This window comes from Mangrovibacterium diazotrophicum (genome assembly GCF_003610535.1).
In the GTDB taxonomy this organism is placed as follows: Bacteria; Bacteroidota; Bacteroidia; order Bacteroidales; family Prolixibacteraceae; genus Mangrovibacterium; species Mangrovibacterium diazotrophicum.
Genome location: NZ_RAPN01000001.1, coordinates 2640249 through 2658606, shown reverse-complemented (window position 1 = coordinate 2658606; position 18358 = coordinate 2640249). Strand labels below are relative to the sequence as shown.

The 18358-nt window shown below is 44.7% G+C and carries 16 protein-coding genes; 10 read left to right on the top strand and 6 right to left on the bottom strand.

What is annotated here, in order from left to right:
• The 5 genes from BC643_RS10565 to pulA all read left to right on the top strand — a co-directional run bounded on the left by BC643_RS10565 (nucleotide 1) and on the right by pulA (nucleotide 5069).
• A complete protein-coding gene (locus tag BC643_RS10565) occupies nucleotides 1-702 on the top strand; it encodes a LiaF transmembrane domain-containing protein (RefSeq protein ID WP_120273054.1) in 702 nt (233 codons plus the stop codon).
• A gap of 6 nt (nucleotides 703-708) precedes the next feature.
• Nucleotides 709-1749, top strand: a complete 1041-nt coding sequence (locus BC643_RS10560) for a sensor histidine kinase (protein ID WP_120273053.1) — start codon at nucleotides 709-711, stop codon at nucleotides 1747-1749.
• A gap of 6 nt (nucleotides 1750-1755) precedes the next feature.
• The gene (locus tag BC643_RS10555) at nucleotides 1756-2505 is read left to right on the top strand and encodes a LytR/AlgR family response regulator transcription factor (protein ID WP_120273052.1); all 750 of its coding nucleotides are present in this window, start codon (nucleotides 1756-1758) and stop codon (nucleotides 2503-2505) included.
• Between the two features lie 87 nt (nucleotides 2506-2592).
• Nucleotides 2593-3132 carry a hypothetical protein gene (locus BC643_RS10550; protein WP_120273051.1) on the top strand — a complete coding sequence of 180 codons (540 nt, stop codon included), beginning with the start codon at nucleotides 2593-2595 and terminating at the stop codon, nucleotides 3130-3132.
• Nucleotides 3132-5069, top strand: a complete 1938-nt coding sequence (gene pulA / locus BC643_RS10545; protein ID WP_120273050.1) for a type I pullulanase — start codon at nucleotides 3132-3134, stop codon at nucleotides 5067-5069. The genes BC643_RS10550 and pulA overlap by 1 nt, the downstream gene beginning before the upstream one ends.
• Nucleotides 5070-5078: 9 nt before the next feature.
• Here pulA and BC643_RS10540 read toward each other — a convergent pair whose 3' ends face one another.
• Both BC643_RS10540 and tsaE read right to left on the bottom strand, forming a co-directional pair.
• On the bottom strand, nucleotides 5079-6287 hold the full coding sequence (locus BC643_RS10540) for an alanine dehydrogenase (protein ID WP_120274237.1): 1209 nt from the start codon (nucleotides 6285-6287) through the stop codon (nucleotides 5079-5081).
• 56 nt (nucleotides 6288-6343) lie between these two features.
• A complete protein-coding gene (gene tsaE / locus BC643_RS10535; protein ID WP_120273049.1) occupies nucleotides 6344-6766 on the bottom strand; it encodes a tRNA (adenosine(37)-N6)-threonylcarbamoyltransferase complex ATPase subunit type 1 TsaE in 423 nt (140 codons plus the stop codon).
• Nucleotides 6767-6968: 202 nt separating this feature from the next.
• Between tsaE and gcvH the strand changes: the two genes are divergently transcribed.
• Nucleotides 6969-7364: a glycine cleavage system protein GcvH gene (gcvH, locus tag BC643_RS10530; protein WP_317127730.1), complete on the top strand. Its 396-nt coding sequence runs from the start codon at nucleotides 6969-6971 to the stop codon at nucleotides 7362-7364.
• Between the two features lie 139 nt (nucleotides 7365-7503).
• On the opposite strand, the gene infB is transcribed toward gcvH, so the two are convergent.
• From infB to rimP, 3 genes are all read right to left on the bottom strand, one after another.
• On the bottom strand, nucleotides 7504-10566 hold the full coding sequence (infB, locus tag BC643_RS10525; RefSeq protein ID WP_120273048.1) for a translation initiation factor IF-2: 3063 nt from the start codon (nucleotides 10564-10566) through the stop codon (nucleotides 7504-7506).
• A gap of 111 nt (nucleotides 10567-10677) precedes the next feature.
• Nucleotides 10678-11913 carry a transcription termination factor NusA gene (nusA, locus tag BC643_RS10520; RefSeq protein ID WP_120273047.1) on the bottom strand — a complete coding sequence of 412 codons (1236 nt, stop codon included), beginning with the start codon at nucleotides 11911-11913 and terminating at the stop codon, nucleotides 10678-10680.
• Between the two features lie 12 nt (nucleotides 11914-11925).
• Nucleotides 11926-12387: a ribosome assembly cofactor RimP gene (rimP, locus tag BC643_RS10515; protein WP_120273046.1), complete on the bottom strand. Its 462-nt coding sequence runs from the start codon at nucleotides 12385-12387 to the stop codon at nucleotides 11926-11928.
• Between the two features lie 207 nt (nucleotides 12388-12594).
• Between rimP and BC643_RS10510 the strand changes: the two genes are divergently transcribed.
• Genes BC643_RS10510 through lpxA form a run of 4 tightly spaced genes read left to right on the top strand, consistent with a single transcriptional unit; the run spans nucleotide 12595 to nucleotide 17141 of the window.
• Nucleotides 12595-13845 carry an HD domain-containing protein gene (locus tag BC643_RS10510; RefSeq protein WP_120273045.1) on the top strand — a complete coding sequence of 417 codons (1251 nt, stop codon included), beginning with the start codon at nucleotides 12595-12597 and terminating at the stop codon, nucleotides 13843-13845.
• Between the two features lie 37 nt (nucleotides 13846-13882).
• Complete coding sequence (gene lpxD / locus BC643_RS10505) at nucleotides 13883-14929, top strand: UDP-3-O-(3-hydroxymyristoyl)glucosamine N-acyltransferase (RefSeq protein ID WP_120273044.1); 1047 nt, start codon at nucleotides 13883-13885, stop codon at nucleotides 14927-14929.
• 17 nt (nucleotides 14930-14946) lie between these two features.
• Nucleotides 14947-16335 carry a bifunctional UDP-3-O-[3-hydroxymyristoyl] N-acetylglucosamine deacetylase/3-hydroxyacyl-ACP dehydratase gene (locus BC643_RS10500; protein WP_245994916.1) on the top strand — a complete coding sequence of 463 codons (1389 nt, stop codon included), beginning with the start codon at nucleotides 14947-14949 and terminating at the stop codon, nucleotides 16333-16335.
• Nucleotides 16336-16358: 23 nt separating this feature from the next.
• Nucleotides 16359-17141: an acyl-ACP--UDP-N-acetylglucosamine O-acyltransferase gene (gene lpxA / locus BC643_RS10495; protein ID WP_120273043.1), complete on the top strand. Its 783-nt coding sequence runs from the start codon at nucleotides 16359-16361 to the stop codon at nucleotides 17139-17141.
• 73 nt (nucleotides 17142-17214) lie between these two features.
• On the opposite strand, the gene thiL is transcribed toward lpxA, so the two are convergent.
• Nucleotides 17215-18258 carry a thiamine-phosphate kinase gene (thiL, locus tag BC643_RS10490; protein WP_120273042.1) on the bottom strand — a complete coding sequence of 348 codons (1044 nt, stop codon included), beginning with the start codon at nucleotides 18256-18258 and terminating at the stop codon, nucleotides 17215-17217.
• Nucleotides 18259-18358 lie beyond the last annotated feature (100 nt).

Sequence of the window (18358 nt, the reverse complement as noted above, 5' to 3'; positions counted from 1 at the left end):
ATGGAAAGAAGAGGGAATAAAGGATTTTACTTGGGCGTAATTTTTATCGCCATCGGAGCAATCCTGATATTGCAGCGACTGAATCTGATTCCCGGGAGTTTATCGGATGTCCTGATTTCCTGGCAGATGTTGCTGATTGCCATCGGTGCATTGTCATTGATGAAGGGCAACCGGGTGATGGGGATTATCCTGATTGGGTTGGGAACTTTTTTCATTTTGCCTGATTTCTTTGATGTTCCGTATGAGGTGAGACGTCTTTACTGGCCGGGGCTTTTAGTGCTGGTTGGTGTGGCGATGGTTTACCGGCAACGGGCAGCAATTCCGCACATGCATGAAAGCGTTGAAGGAAAGAACTTCGATATATTCGACGACTTTGTCATTTTTGGCGGCCGCGAAATTTTTATCACATCCAAACAACTGCAGGGCGGAAGAACAACTTCCGTGTTCGGCGGCATTGAGTACGATCTTCGGCAAGCGAGTCTGTCGCCTCAGGGCGCGGTGATTGATTGTACCTGCCTGTTTGGAGGCACCGGATTAAAAGTTCCGTTGGATTGGAATGTGAAGAATGAGGTCACAACCATCTTCGGCGCTTTCACTGACAAGCGTGGTGATACCTTTCAGCGCGGACAATTCGACCCGAGCAAAACTGTGGTTATTAAAGGGCTCACCTTGTTTGGCGGAGTGGAAATCAAACATGTGTAGCGCGGCATGAAACACCCATTCATTAATAACCGAATCCTAAGCCTTTATTACGTCGTTTTTTGGCTCGTCATTGGGCTGATTAACTTCGTGATCCAGGTCTTTTGGTACGATATGGACATCAGTGTTGGCCTGATCGAATCGGTTGTCATTTTTGGCTTGTACCCCATAATGGGGTCGAGCATCTGGTTCATCATTCAATACAACCGTTTGGATGAAAATGATTGGGTGAAAAATATTCTTTTCCACTTTGTTGCGGCGACGATCATGAATATGATCTGGCTTTATTTAAGCTATGTTTTAGTGAAGGTTGTTGCTGAAAGTCATATTGAATTTATCCGGAGGTCGCTGCCGTCGAAAGTACTGACGGGTTACTTGTTGTATGCCGGTTATGTAGTTTTCTTTTACGCCGTTAATTACTACAATTCGTTGAAGGATAAGATTAAGAAGGAGTCGGAGATGAAGATGCTGATCCGCGATGCGGAACTCAGTGCTTTAAAGTCGCAAATCAACCCGCACTTCTTGTTTAATAGTTTGAACAGCATTTCATCGCTGACAGTCAGCCGCCCGGAAAAAGCGCAGGAAATGGTGATCAACCTGTCGTCGTTTATGCGCTATTCTTTGCAACACAGCCGGGAAGAGACCGTGAGTCTGAAGGACGAGTTAGATCATATTAAGTTGTACCTTGGGATTGAGAAGATTCGGTTTGGGAAGAAATTAAACCCGGTTTTTGAAGTTGAGGAGAATTGTTTGAAAGCCCGGATTCCCAACATGATTTTGCAGCCGCTTTTGGAGAATGCCATCAAGTACGGGGTGTACGAGGCAACTGAACCTGTGAATATCGTTATTCGCTGCAAACCCGATCCTGATTATTTTCGAATTACAGTTGAGAACGAATACGATGCCGGAACCATTAATAATAAAGGTGAAGGGATCGGACTGATGAATATACGGCAACGCCTGGAACTGATTTACGGTAATCCGAATCTGTTGCAGATTACCGATTTGAAAACCAGCTTTAAAGTTGAATTATTGCTCCCTCAAAAGTAAAATGTTATGAGTGAAAAGCTAAACGTATTGATTGTTGAAGACGAAGAACTGGCACGCGACCTGTTGAAATCGTACCTGAAGGATCATCCTTCGGTTAACCTTTTGGGCGAATGTGAGAACGGTTTTGAGGGGGTGCAAAAGATCAACGAACTCCAGCCTGATTTGGTTTTCCTGGATATTCAGATGCCCAAGATCACCGGTTTTGAAATGTTGCAATTGCTCGATCACAAACCGGATATCGTATTCACAACGGCTTATGACCAGTATGCGTTGAAAGCTTTCGAAATTAATGCGGTTGATTATTTGTTGAAGCCATTTTCAAAAGACCGCTTTTTGTCGGCTGTTGAGAAAGCTTTGGAGCGAAAAGGCAACCAGGAAAGTCCCTCGGAAAAGATTAGTCGGTTGAGCGAGTACGCGACAGGCGAGTATCTGGATCGCGTAGTGGTGAAAGACCGTCACAAAATTCATATCATTCTTTCTTCCCACATTCGCTACATCGAGTCGATGGATGACTACGTGCTGATTTACACGAACGAGGGGCGGCACATGAAACAAAATACCATGAAGTTCTTCGAAACGCATCTTGATCCGCACGAGTTTATCCGAATTCACCGTTCGTACATTGTTGGTGTTTCTCAAATTGAAGAGATTCAGCAGTATGAGAAAGAGTCATACGTTGTTATTTTGAAGGACAAAACGAAGCTGAAGGTGAGTAAGTCAGGTTATAAGAATCTGAAAGAAGTCCTGGACTTTTAACCTCGGTTTCACATCAGGCTTAGAATTCGGAATAATTCAGCTCTTGCATTTCTTCTTTTCGTACTTTTGAAAGTATAAGACATTTTTATGCCTCGAGTTTTATTGCTTCTATTTTTTTGCATTCCTTTTTTGTGCTTCGGACAAACTGAAGTAGGCCCCGACAGCTATTTCCTCTACCTGGCCATTGCATTTATCCTTGGCGTACCGCTAATTCTTTATTTGGTGTTTGCCGTGCGAAAGCGGGGAAAGCTTAGTTTCCGCAAATGGTTTCGAAAGGGCAAGGTTGAAGTTGAACTGGTTCCGAACCGAAAATATCGCCCGGATGTGTTGACCCTTGTTGTTCACAACAAACGGACGAACGCTGTAGACCTGGAATCGCCCGTTTTAATTATCAGAAAGCTGTGGTCGGTGCGAAAATTTAAGCTGAAAGGTATAAATCGGGCAGAAATTTATCCATTGTACCTCGAATCGGGTAAAACGCATGAACTTCACATTAAGTTAGATGTTTTTCATAAACACGATTCAAGCCTGCGTTCCTACTATTGGGCACGCGTTTTATTGAAAGATACAAGTGGACTAACTTATTCCACAAATTACATCACCTTACGTAAAAGCTTAGTTTCTTAATGCGGGACTGGAAATTTCACCATATCGATTTTTCAACTTATCCTTGGTACAGTGGAAATGACCTAGGAGTTAGATTGACTGAAACCGGTTTTCAGGTTAAAGTTTGGGCTCCTAATGCCAGTAAAGTAGAATTTCTGGTTTACAAGCACAGTCATGGAGGAAAGACAACGCACCGGTATTGGTTGCATGCTGAAAATCACGGTTGCTGGGTTTTAAATACCGAAGGTGATTTTGACGGATTGTACTACACCATTCGGGTGAATGACGGCGATTGGTTAAATGAAACACCTGGCGTGGATGTGAGAGCTACCGGTACCAACGGGCGCAGGGGATTATTTTTTCATCCGGAGAAAACCAATCCCGAAGGCTGGTCGGATGATAAACCGATACCGACTGAAAATGCCGTGAATGCCATTTTATATGAAGTGCATGTTCGTGATTTCTCAATTGCTGAGAATTCGGGGATGCACCAAAAAGGAAAATTCCTGGCTTTTACAGAAGAAGGGAGAATCACCCCGGAAGGTTTAGCCTCTGGTATTGATCACCTCAAGGAACTCGGAATTACGCATGTTCATTTATTGCCGGTGTTCGACTACTGGACAGTTGACGAATCGAAGCCGGAGACAAAATACAATTGGGGCTACGACCCTCTGAACTACAACACGCCCGAAGGAAGCTATTCAACAGATCCGGATACAACATCTCGGATTACGGAGTTCAAGCAGTTGGTGATGGCTTTGCACAAAGCCGGAATCGGCGTGGTGATGGATGTGGTTTATAACCACACCGGCTTAACCCGTCGTTCTTGGTTTAATCAAACGGTGCCTGGATATTATTACCGGCAAACACGTTCGGGGAGTTTTTCCAACGCCAGTGGTTGCGGAAATGAATTTGCATCCGAACGGGCCATGGCCCACAAATACATGATTGACTCGCTTTTGTATTGGGCTGAAGAGTTTCATTTGGATGGCTTTCGTTTCGACCTGATGGGAATCCACGATCTGGAAACCATGTACGCGATTCGGTTGGCCCTGGACAAGCTTCGGCCTGGCATTCTGATGTACGGAGAAGGCTGGACGGCCGACCGTAGTCCGATGGATGAAAACCAGCGTGCGGTGAAACGGAACATTTCGCAGTTGGAGCGGGTGGCCTGTTTTAACGACGACTTCCGTGATGCCTTAAAAGGAAATAATTTTGATGGTTCGGGCGAAGGATTTGTCAGCGGAAAGGTTTTCCACGAGGAAGCAATCAAGTTTGGAATAGTAGCGGCCTGCTATCATCCTCAAATTGTATACAGCTACGTTGGCGGTTCGGGTTTCGCCTGGGCACGTCACCCCTGGCAAACGGTCAATTATGCGTCCTGTCACGATAATTACACGCTATTCGATAAGCTTTCGCTTAGTTGCCCCAATGCGGATACCGAAACCTTGAAACAAATGCAGAAACTCGCGACTGCCTTGGTGATGACATCGCAGGGTATTCCGTTTTTGCATGGCGGTTCAGAGTTTTGCCGAACTAAAGGCGGCGATCACAACTCCTACAAATCGCCCGATAGCGTGAACCAGTTCGACTGGTCGCGGAAGAAGGAATTTGAGGATGTTTTCAGCTATTTTACAGAGCTCGTGAAGCTACGGAAGTCAGTTCCTGCATTTCGCATGGGAAGTTCCGATTTAATCCGCGAACATCTTAAATTTTCGACTGATTACAACATGGGTGTTGTGGCCTACCAGATTACCGACTTCCCCGGCGAAGAACGATGGAAAACCATGCAACTTGTTTTCAATGCGCGCAAAGAAGACTTTCAATTCGATCTGCCCAACAACAACGGATGGAAAGTCATCGCGGAAGGTGGAACGATCGATTTGGAAGGAGTGCGGACTTTGGAGGAACATGCTGTGATTGTTCCCCCGGTTTCGATGATGATCCTGGTGCAGTAATCTGCCGCGTCAGAAAATCGCTAAAAGCAGGTCAATATCTTTCGATGGCAGGTTCAGTTTATCGCCCAAATCCGAATTGGTCAGAATTCCATTGTAAATATAAATCCCTTTCCGGAAGCCTTTGGTGGATTTGATGTAATTGGGTATTCCGCCAATTTCTCCAACCGAAATAATAATCGGCGACAGCACATTACTTAAGGCAATAGATGCGGTGCGGGCTACGAGTGACGAAATATTCGGGACGCAATAGTGAACGATATCATTCACCTTGTAGGTCGGGTTGTTGAGGTCGGTACATCGGCTGGTTTCGAAACAGCCACCCTGGCTGACGTTAAGGTCGATAATGACCGAGCCTTTTTTCATTTTAGCCACCATTTCCTTCGAAACGCGGAACGAAGGTTTGGTATTCACAGACATCGCGCCAAGTACCACATCAGCTGATTTCAATGCTTTCTTCAGCACGTTTGGGTACAAAACCGAGGTGAATATTTGGTGCCCCAGTTGTTCCTCCAATTGGCGAAGTTTGAAAATATTGTTGTCGAAGATTTTGACGTGAGCTCCGAGGCCAATTGCAGCACGGGCCGCGAATTCTGCGGCTGTCGTCGCTCCCAGTATAACGAGTTCAGTTGGTGAAATCCCGGTGACACCACCGAGCAATACACCTTTGCCATCTCTGGAATTACTGAGATACTCGCTGGCAACCATAATGGAGGTTGATCCTGAGAGTTGGCTCATAAGTTGAACCACCGGCAGGCAGTGTTCCTCGTTTTCCATGTACTCGTAGGCGATGGCGGTTACTTTTTTCCGCATCAACTTTTGAACAGTTTCAGTACAATGGTTACTCAGCTGCATATTCGAGATCAACGTTTGATTGCCACGAAGCAAATCAATATCTTTCTCGTCGAAGGGTGAAACCCGTAAAATGATATCGCATTGAAAAACATCAGCTCTTTTTTCCAGAACAACAGCACCGGCATTTCGGTATTCATCGTCAGAGTAGCTCGAAGCTTTGCCGGCATTGGTTTCCAGGTAAATTTCGTGCCCGTAGGAAACCAGCAATTCAACAGCTTCAGGTGTTAGCGGTACACGCGATTCAACCTGTGCAAAGTCGGAGGGGATACCAATGGTGATTTTCTTCCCTTTTCGCCGGATTTCCAGCATCTCTTCCTGCGGCATATACCAACTGGAGATTCCCGGTTTATTTTCTTGTTCTGTCATTTTTTCGATGCTAAGTTTTACCAAGTTAGTTTTTCTGGGCAAGATTGCCAAACATGTCAGATGATATTGGCTTTCAATTCCCTTACCGACGGGCTAATCTCTTCGATATGTACTTCAACGAGGTGTTCAGGAAGAAGGTATTCGATTCGCTCGGGCCATTCCATAAAGCAGTAATTGCCACTTTCAACATAATCGTCAAATCCCAGGTCCATCGCTTCGGTCATATCTTTCAGACGGTAAAAATCGAAATGATATATTTTTTCCGGAAGGGCGGTGTCGTACTCGTTTACCAACGCAAATGTCGGGCTGGTAATATTGTCTTTTGAGCCCATGGCTCGGCAAAGCGCCTTGATAAAGGTTGTTTTTCCCGCGCCCATTTTTCCGTAAAACGCAAAAATGCGTTTGTCGCGGAAGGTGTTTAAAAACTGTTCGGCTACAGCTGGTAGCTCATCAAGCGCGTTGATCTGAATCGAAAACATATTCATATTATTTGTGCATGCAAATTAACAAAACTCGAAGGATATTTCCGTGCAAGTTTGTGATTTTCCAGTCATTCAACATTCGAAAGCAAATAGAGTTTAGTTGTTTGCGATTTTAGCTGTATTTCAGTTGAATTTAAATTGCAACCCCTATAAATCAGGGATTCTTTTTAAAAAATGTATTACTTTTGAAGCAAACACTATGAAATTTACAAATATGAATCTTCCTGAAAATTTAAAGTACACAAAAGAACACGAGTGGGTTCGTGTTGAAGGTGATATTGCAGTTGTTGGTATTACAGATTTTGCTCAAGGTGAACTTGGAGACATCGTTTTCGTTGAGATTGAAACTGTAGGCGAGTCACTTGCTGCGGGTGAAACGTTCGGAACTGTTGAAGCTGTAAAAACAGTGTCGGACTTGTTTATGCCTGTTACTGGAGAGGTGGTTGAATTCAACTCGGCTTTGGAAGATAGCCCTGAATTGATCAATAAAGACGCTTACGGTGACGGCTGGATGGTAAAAGTGAAAATCGAAGATGCATCGCAATTGGATGCTTTGATGGATGCTGCAGCCTACCAGGCTATGTTGGAAGCTTAATTCTAGTTTGAAAATAAATCGAAATCCTCGGAGCTTGCGCTTCGGGGATTTTTTATGCTCGCTATGTTCGTTTTCAGGTAGAGCAGGCACAAAAAAATCCGGCCAATTGACCGGATTTTGTATTTCGTGTAAAACTGTTTTACAGTGTTTTTGCCACTTCGATTTCGTGGAACGATTCGATGAAGTCACCGATTTTGATGTCGTTGTATCCATCAATGTTCAAACCACATTCGTAACCTTTAGCAACTTCTTTCACGTCGTCTTTGAAACGTTTCAGTGAACCAAGCTGACCGGTGTAGATGACGATGCCATCGCGGATAATCCGAACTTTGTGACTTGCCGTACGGATAATTTTTCCGTCGCGAACAATACAACCGGCAACGGTTCCCACTTTGGTAATCTTGAAGGTTTCCTGAACTTCGGCGGTACCAAGAATTTCTTCTTTGATCTCCGGTGAAAGCATACCTTCCATCGCTGAAGTGATCTCGTTGATCGCATCGTAGATGATTGAGTACAGGCGGATATCCACTTCTTCTTTCTCTGCCAGACGACGAGCCTGAACAGTAGGACGAACCTGGAAGCCGACAATAATCGCATCGGATGCAGTTGCCAACATGATATCTGATTCGGAGATCGCACCCACAGCTTTGTGGATCACATTCACCTGAATTTCTTCTGTTGAAAGCTTGATCAATGAGTCGGACAATGCTTCGATTGAACCGTCCACGTCACCTTTAACAATCAAGTTCAATTCCTGGAAGTTACCGATAGCGATACGACGACCGATTTCATCCAGCGTAATATGTTTCTGAGTACGCAAGCCTTGTTCGCGAGCCAACTGTTCACGTTTGTTGGCAATCTGGCGAGCTTCACGTTCATTCTCCAGTACGTTGAACTTGTCACCCGCTTGTGGTGCACCGTCCAAACCAAGAATGATCACCGGTTCTGACGGACCAGCTTCCTGGATGCGTTGGTTACGTTCGTTGAACATCGCTTTCACGTGTCCGAAGTACTGTCCAGCCAATACGATGTCGCCTTGGCGGAGTGTACCGTTTTGAACCAATACGGTTGCTACGTAACCACGACCGCGGTCGAGTGACGATTCGATGATCGTACCAACAGCACGTTTTTCGTCGTTAGCTTTCAGGTCAAGCATTTCAGCTTCCAACAGTACTTTCTCCAACAATTCGTCGACGTTGGTACCTTTTTTAGCTGAAATATCTTGTGATTGGTATTTACCACCCCATTCTTCAACCAGGAAGTTGAGGTTGGCCAATCCTTCTTTTATTTTCTCCGGATTTGCACCCGGTTTGTCAATCTTGTTAATCGCGAAGACGATTGGAACACCCGCTGCCTGCGCGTGGTTGATCGCTTCTTTCGTTTGAGGCATGATGTCGTCGTCGGCAGCTACGATGATGATTGCGATGTCGGTTACCTGAGCACCCCTCGCACGCATCGCGGTAAAGGCCTCGTGACCCGGAGTATCCAGGAAGGTAATTTCGCGTCCGTCGTCCAAGGTTACGTTGTACGCACCAATGTGCTGGGTGATACCCCCGGCTTCACCGGCAATTACGTTGGCATTACGGATGTAGTCCAACAGCGATGTTTTACCGTGGTCAACGTGTCCCATCACAGTTACGATCGGTGCACGTGAGTGTACTTCGTCCGGTAAAGTATCATCTTCCTCAATCGCTTCGAGGATGTCGGCGCTGACGAATTCAACTTTGTATCCGAATTCCTCAGCAACAATCGACATGGTTTCAGCGTCCAAACGTTGGTTGATTGATACGAACAAACCAAGGCTCATACAAGATGAGATTACTTCGTTCACACCAACATCCATCATGGTTGCCAGTTCAGCAACCGAAACGAATTCGGTTACTTTCAGAATGTTCTTTTCTGCCGATTCTCTTTCGTGTTCGGCGGCTGCACGCTCGCTGGCTGCATTACGCTTGTCACGACGATATTTTGATCCTTTGGATTTTCCTTTTCCTGAGGTCAGGCGAGCTAGCGTATCTTTAATTTGCTTTTGTACATCTTCGTCGCTAATCTCGGCTTTAATAACCCGCTTTTTAACCTTGCCGGCCATTGAGCCACCATGTCTCTGACCACCGCCTTGGCCGCCCTGACCACCTTGTCCTCCTGGTCCACCTTGACCTGGTCCTTGTGGTTTGTTGCCAACGGTAATTCTACCGGAAGCATCTTTTTGGATACGGCGACGTTTCTTTTTCGGATCCGAATTTTGGTTTTGAGATTGGTTACCGCGATTCTGTTGATTGTCGGGTAAATCAATTTTTCCAACTACGGTCGGACCTGAAAGTCGGTTAACATTTGTGCGGATTTCAGAATCTCTGCGATCCTGATTGAGTTCCTGCCCGGCGTTTTGGCCCTGGCGTTTTTGCTTTTCACGTTCTCTGCGTTCGTCCTCTTTTTGCTTTTTCGATTTCTTCGCAGGTCTGGTCTTTTGGTTGATGCTGGAAAGATCAATCTTCCCAACAACTTTAACTTCGTCTACTTTGGGGATATTCGTTGGCATTTGTTCCGTCTCTGCCGGTTCTTTAGATTTTTCCTCTTGCTTGCTTTCTTCAGCCTTAATGGGTTCTTCAGCTTGAGGAACAGTTTTGGCTTGAACCGGTTCTTGCGGAGCAGGCTTTTCAACAACTTCCTCTTTCTTCGACTCTACCGGTGGCGCAGGTGCAGGAGCAGGTGCCTTTTCTGCTTCTGGAGCTTTTGGTTCCGGTTTCTCTTTTTTAGGTCCGTTCAAATCGATTTTACCCAATACTTTGGGTCCGTCCAGATGTCTGGTATTCGATTTAAACTCTTCCGGTTTTTCTTCAACCGGCTTGGATTTACCTGGCAAATCATGTTTCGAACTACTATGGTCGGTAATGCGGATTTCGTCAGAGCCGTAGTCTTCTTCTTCCTCCGGCGAAACGTCCTCCTCGTGCATATCATCCAGAGTAATTGTTTCTTTTTTGTTACGCTGACTTTTCAGGTTGATCTTTTCAGACTCTTTTTTCAGAGAAATATCATTCTTATATTCTTTTTCAAGCAAATGATAAGCCTCGTCCGAAATTTTAGTGTTTGGATTGTTGTCCACGTCGAATCCCTTCTTGTGAAGAAATTCTACAATGGTATGAATCCCAACATTAAACTCTCGTGCTACCTTATTAAGTCGCGTATTTTTATTGCCAATTGTCATAAACCCAATCTCTTATTTTTTATGTTTCCGAGCACAAGGCCCCAAAAACTTTGCAATTTTACTCAATTTATTTAAAATCTGACAGGCAAACGATGAATTTTACATCAACGATTACTCGAACTCAGAACGAAGAATTCGAAGAATATCATCAATGGTTTCTTCTTCCAGGTCAGTTCTCTTGATCAAGTCATTGCGGCTAAGGCTCAACACGTTTTTCGCGGTGTCACAACCAATTGACTTCAACTCATCAAGCACCCAGCTTTCAATTTCGTCTGCAAATTCGTCCAGATTTACGTCTTCTTCGTCGGCTGCCATTTCACGATATACATCGATTTCGTAGCCCGTAAGTTGGCTGGCCAGGCGAATATTTAAACCACCTTTACCAATTGCCAGTGATACTTCTTCCGGTTTCAGGTATACATCCGCTCTTTTATTCTCCTCGTGAATTTTGATGGATGTAATTTTAGCCGGGTTCAACGCACGCTGAATAAACAGTTGCAGGTTGTTCGAGAAGTTGATCACGTCGATATTTTCGTTGCGCAATTCACGAACAATACCGTGAATACGTGAACCTTTCATACCAACGCATGCTCCAACCGGGTCGATGCGCTCGTCGTATGATTCAACAGCAACTTTAGCCCGTTCTCCCGGAACACGAACAATCTTTTTAATGGTAATCAAGCCGTCGAAAATTTCCGGTACTTCCAGTTCGAATAAACGCTCGAGGAATACAGGAGAAGTTCTTGAAAGGATGATGACCGGGTTGTTGTTCCGAAGATCTACCTTATAAACAACGGCACGCAAGGTGTCGCCTTTACGGAAGTAGTCAGAAGGAATTTGTTCCTGTTTCGGAAGCAACAATTCGTTGCCTTCGTCATCCAAAATCAGGATTTCCTTTTTCCACACCTGGTAAACTTCACCGGCAACGATGTCGCCGATCTTGTTCTTATATTTATTATAGATATGGTCTTTTTCCAATTCTAAAATCCGGCTGGCCAGGTTTTGGCGCAGGTTCAGGATGGCGCGGCGACCAAAATCTTTCAGTTTTACTTCATCGGTTACTTCTTCGCCGATTTCGTAATCTTCGTCAATTCTTTTGGCTGCAGTCAGGGAAATTTCCAGGTTGGGGTCGCTGATTTCGTCATCCGCAACCACAGTCCGGTTTCGCCAGATCTCAAAGTCACCTTTGTCAATGTTGATAATGATGTCGAAATTCTCATCGGTGCCGTAAGTTTTTTGCAGCACATTGCGGAAAACGTCCTCGAGAACGCTCATCATGGTGACCCGATCAATGTTTTTCAGGTCTTTGAATTCGGAAAAGGTATCGATAAGATTAATCGTATCCATCTTGCCCCGGTTTTAAAATTTTATAATATTCTTTACTGTTTTTACTTCTTCAAACGAAAATTGATGAAGCCGCGTTACCAGCTCCTTTTTCTTTTTGCCTTCGATCTTCTCTTTTTGCGAAGTCTCGAACTCAAATCCGTTTTCGTCGGCACTTTTCAAAATGCCTTCCATTTTCTTGCCGTCTTTTAAAACAACCTCTACATCGCGGTTAATGTTTTTCACGTACTGGCGAAAAACTTTAAAAGGTTGTCCCAATCCGGCTGACGACACCTGTAGTTCGAAGTCTTCAACTTCGCGATCCAGGTTTCCCTCGATCTGGCGGCTAACAGCAACACATGTGTCGATGGTAATCCCATTTTCGCTGTCGATCTGCACCGAGATCTGGTTAGCCGGACTGACTTCAACATCAACAATGAACTGGTCATCCGTCAGTTTCTCTTCAATCAGTTGAACGATTCTTTTTTTGTCAATCATTTTATGGCTAATAAAATAGGGGACTTCAGGTCCCCTATCCGTGGATGTTTTCATTTGTCAGCGCAAAAGTAAGAAAATCTATTGAAACAACAAAATGGGGAAGTTTATGATTTTCAGTGCTTCCTCCGGTGAATCAGGATCATGACGGAGATTGAAAACTTTTCGTAATTTTGACTCATCAATTTTATCCATGAATACCTCAGTAGTTTGAAAACAAACAAGAAAAAGATTATCAACGATCCGGTATTTGGGTTCATTACAATTCAGTCCGAACTGATTTTCGATTTAATAGAACATCCTTACTTTCAGCGATTAAGACGTATTAAGCAATTGGGCTTATCCTGCATTGTGTTCCCGGGGGCCAATCACACCCGTTTCGAGCACGCTATCGGTGCCGTTTATTTGATGCGCTCTGCCATTGCCGATTTGCGTATTAAAGGGGTGAAAATAACCGACGATGAGTTGGAGGCGGCCACGGTCGCTATTTTGTTGCACGATATTGGGCACGGTCCATTCTCGCACGCGCTCGAATATTCAATAGTGGAAGGTTTGGTGCACGAGCGGATCTCGGTTCTGTTGATGGAGGATCTCAATCAACAATTTGATGGGCGACTGACAAAAGCCATCCAGATATTCAAAAATGAGTATCCCAAAAAGTTTTTGCATCAACTTGTAGCTAGCCAACTCGACGTGGACCGGCTTGATTATCTGCGGCGCGACAGTTTTTTCACGGGCGTTACCGAAGGGGTTGTCGGATCAGATCGGATTATTCGAATGTTGAATGTTCGGAATGATGAATTGGTTGTTGAAGCGAAGGGGATTTATTCGATCGAGAAGTTTTTGATAGCGAGACGATTGATGTACTGGCAGGTGTATTTGCATAAAACGGTGTTGTCGGCCGAGTTTTTATTAGTCAATGTGTTGAAGCGAGCGAAAGAATTAGCCATGACCGGTGTGCCGGTTTTTGCAACTCCCAGCCTTTCCGTTTTTCTTGAAAATAAAATCAGCCTGGAGCATTTTCAAAATGGCGATACCTTTATGGGGCGTTCGTTGCTCTCTGTTTTTGCAAGCCTGGAGGATGATGATGTTATCGCCTCAATCAAGCAGTGGCAATACCACAGCGACCCGATTCTTTCTTATCTGGCGGGTTGTTTGATCAATCGAAAATTGTTCCGGATAAAACTGCAGAATTCGAAATTCAAGGAAAGCCAGGTAGCGGCATTGAAAGAAAAAGTAGAAAAAAAATTCGGGGTTTCGGGTCGGGAGCTGGAATACTTCTTAGTTCAGGATTCGATCACGAATAATGCATATATCACAGATGATAACAAGATTAACATTTTGCAGAAGAATGGAAAAATCTGCGAAATCAATCAGGCATCTGATATTAATTTATCAGGGTTATCGCACACAGTGAGGAAATATTTTGTGTGTTATCCGAAAGAATTGGACATTAGGTAAATTAAACCTATTTTTGCACCGCTCCAAGAAAGAAAATATGGAATTTAAAGCAATCACCATTGCCGAATTTCTGAAAGGAAAAGTAGAAGGCGATGAAAATGTTAGCGTAAGCAATGTGTCTAAAATAGAGGAGGGTAAGCCCGGGACGCTCGCTTTTTTAGCTAACCCAAAATATGAGAAATACGTGTACGACACGCAAGCGTCGATCGTATTGGTGAAGAACGATTTTGTGCCGGAAAAACCAGTATCCTGCACGCTGATCAGAGTCGAAGATCCTTACCAGTCAATGGCTGCTTTGCTCGAATTATACCAGCAGTCGAAACCACAGAAATTTGGTATCGAACAGCCTTCGTTTATAGATGGCAGTGCAAAAATGGGCGACAATATTTATGTCGGCGCTTTTGCTTACGTCGGTGCGAACGTGGCCATTGGCGACAGTTCAAAAATATATCCGCAAACCTACATTGGTAACAATGTGAAAATCGGAAACAATACAATTATTTATGCCGGTGCAAAAATCTACGACGATTGTGTGATCGGTAATAATTGTATCATCCACGCCGGAGCTGTTATTGGCGCCGACGGATTTGGTTTTGCTCCAACACCCGATGGTAGCTATAAAAAGATTGAACAGGTAGGTAATGTTGTCATCGAAGACGACGTTGAGATTGGTGCCAATGCCACAATCGACTGTTCAACCATGGGCTCAACAATTATTCGCAAAGGTGCGAAATTGGATAACCTGATTCAGATTGCTCACAACTGTGAAGTTGGTGAGAACACGGTAATGGCTGCGATGACGGGTGTTGCCGGATCGACAAAAATCGGTAAAAACTGTATTGTTGCCGGACACGTTGGCGTTGCCGGTCACCTGAATGTGGGTGATCGTGTGACGATTGGTGCGATGGCCGGAATCACAAATAATGTAAAAGAAGGAAAGACAGTTCTTGGTGCTCCAGCAATGGATCACGACCGTGCCTTGAAAACCTTCGTGGTTTACAGGCGTCTGCCAGAAATGCGTGAAACGCTGAATGATCTTCAGAAAGAAGTAAAAGAATTGAAAGCAAAATTAAACGAAGAATAACTTCGGATATTAACAGCATGATGACAGATAAGCAAAAGACCTTGGCTGGTGAATTTACGATCAGCGGGAAAGGTCTGCATACGAGTTGCCTGGTGACGGCTGTCTTTAAACCAGCCCCCGAAAATCACGGCTTCAAGTTTAAACGAGTTGACGTTGAAGGTCAACCTATTTTGGAGGCCGATGCCAATTTGGTGGGCGATACCTCCCGAGGAACCGTTCTTGTAAATGGTGATGTTAGATTGAGTACGATCGAGCATGCTTTGGCTGCTTTGGTTGGTATGGATCTGGATAATGTGTTGATTGAGATCGACAACCAGGAAATGCCGATTATGGATGGTAGCTCTCGCGCTTTTGTGGAAGCAATTGCAGAAGCAGGAGTTGTAGCGCAGGATGCAGAACGGGAATATCTTGAAATCAAAGAAAAAATTGTATACAAAGATCCGAAAACCGGATCGGAGCTGATTGCCTTGCCGGACGACGATTATCGGTTGAATGTGATGATCGCCTTCAATTCGAGCGTACTCAACAATCAGTTTGCTTCCCTGGATAAACTTTCCGATTTCAAAAAGGAAATCGCTTCGTGCCGCACATTTGTGTTCTTGCGCGAATTGGAATTCCTGCTTCAGAATAATTTGGTAAAAGGTGGTGATCTGGATAACGCCATTGTTATCATGGATCGCCAGGTTGGTCAGGACGAGTTGGATCGTTTGGCTGATTTGTTTGATCACGAGCACGTTGCCGTTCAAAAAGAGACTGGTATCCTGAATAACCTGGATCTTCAATTTGAAAATGAATGTGCCCGCCACAAATTGTTGGATGTAATCGGAGACTTGAGTTTAGCCGGAGTTCGCATTAAAGGACGCATTATCGCAACCAAACCTGGACACGGAGCCAATACTGAATTCGCGAAGTTGCTGAAGAAAGAACACCAGGCACGCAAGCGAAATGGTATTCCAGTTTACAATCCCAACGTCGAACCGGTGATGGATGTGAACAAGATTCGCCAGTGTTTACCACATCGTTTCCCGTTCTTGCTGGTTGATAAAATCACGGAAATCAACGAAGACTACATCGTTGGTATTAAGAACGTGACAGTTAACGAGCCATTCTTTACCGGACATTTCCCGGAAGAACCGGTAATGCCCGGCGTGTTGCTGGTTGAAGCCATGGCGCAGTGCGGCGGACTTTATGTCCTTCATGCTAAAAAAGAAAAATATTCAACATACTTTATACGTATCGACAATGTGAAGTTTAGGAAGAAGGTGGTGCCCGGCGATACGTTGATTTTCAAAATGGAGCTGACATCACCCATTCGGCGAGGTATTGCAAATATGAAAGGTTTATGCTATGTTGGCAAAACTTTAGTTGCCGAGGGGGAATTTATGGCTCAGATAGTTAAAAACTAAAGAGAGATTGAAAACAATATAAAATGAAACAACCATTATCTTATGTTCATCCTGAGTCGCAGGTAGCAGACAACGTCGTTATCGAGCCGTTTGTTACAGTTGACAAGGATGTTGTCATTGGTGAAGGAACTCGTATCGGATCCAATGTTACAATTCTTCCCGGCACACGCATCGGTAAAAACTGTCGGATTTTTCCGGGGGCAGTTATCGGGGCGGCACCACAAGATTTGAAATTCAAAGGAGAATATACAACCGTTGAAATTGGTGATAACACAACAATCCGCGAATGCGTTACAGTGAACCGCGGAACGATTGCCCGCGGCAAAACCGTGATTGGCAGCAATTGTTTGATTATGGCCTATGTACACGTTGCACACGATTGTATTGTTGGTAACAACGTTATCCTGGTGAACAGCACACAGCTGGCCGGTGAAGTTACAGTTGACGATTGGGCGATTATCGGTGGTATGACTGCCGTACACCAGTTTGTTCACATCGGAACGCACGTGATGATTTCCGGTGGATCGCTGGTCCGTAAAGATGTTCCTCCGTTCATTAAAGCAGGTCGCGAACCGCTTTCGTACGTAGGTATCAACTCAATTGGTCTGCGTCGCCGTAACTTCAACAACGATAAAATCCGCGAAGTGCAGGATATTTATCGGTACATCTACCAAAAAGGGTTGAATGTAACTCAGGCGATCGAAATTATCGAAGCTGAGATGCCGGCAACTCCTGAACGCGACGAGATTCTTCTTTTCGTGAAAGACTCTAAACGTGGTATTATTCGTGGATATTTCCCGGATTAATTACACGAAAACGGATATGAAAAAAGACCTTTGAGATTTCTCAAAGGTCTTTTTCTTTTGCAGAGTATCGTGTCTATTGTTCTTCTTTTAGGGGATTCCAGCCCTGGGCTTGCAACTCGATGGTTGATCCGAGCCCGGTGACCAGTTGGGTGCCGGTTCCGGCTTCGGTAATGTGGCCGATGATCGTGATATCCGGGTCATTTTTAATTTTGTCGTGATCGGCAATCGGCACTGTGAATAGTAATTCGTAGTCCTCGCCACCATTCAGTGCAGCTACCAGTGGGTTAATGCTGAGCTCGTCGGCAAAGCGCTTGGTCTGGTAATCCAGCGGAATTTTTTCTTCATAAACCAAACAGCCCACTTTCGATTGGGTGCAGATATGCATCAGTTCTGACGAAAGGCCGTCCGAAATGTCAATCATGGATGTCGGAGTTACGCCAAGGGTTTTTAATGCCTGAACAATGTCGCCGCGGGCCTCCGGTTTCAGCTGGCGCTCCAGTATGTAGTCATAACCATCAAACTGTGGTTGTTCTTTCGGATTCACTTTGAATACTTCGTTTTCGCGCTCCAGCAATTGCAGTCCCATGTAGGCACCGCCAAGGTCGCCCGATACGCAGATCAAATCGTTCACTTGCGCGCCGCTACGCATTACCGCTTTGCCCGGCTCAATTTCACCCAGTGCGGTTACGCTGATCAACAATCCTGTTAACGAGCTGGTGGTGTCGCCACCAATCAGGTCAACGCCGTATTTTTCGCAAGCCAGGTAAATTCCTTCGTACAATTCGTCGATCGCTTCAACCGAGAACTTACTGGAAATAGCGAGTGAAACGGTCACTTGTTTCGGCGTGGCGTTCATCGCAAAAACATCCGACAGGTTAACCATAACCGATTTGTATCCCAAATGTTTCAACGGAACATACATCAGGTTGAAGTGGATGCCTTCAACCAGCAAGTCGGTCGTTACTACTTGTTGCTTGGTGCCGTAGTCCAAAATCGCCGCATCGTCGCCGACTCCTTTGATTGTACTGCTGTTTTTTAACGAGATTTTATCAGTCAGGTGGTGAATAAGTCCGAACTCACCCATGCTTGAAATAGATGTCGCTTTTTTATTATCCATTTTTTAAATATCAGACGTTGGAGTGCCAATTGAGCACTGAATCCGCAAAAATACGCTTACTTACTTATCTTTGCAATAATAATTTAAACATGGTGTGTCA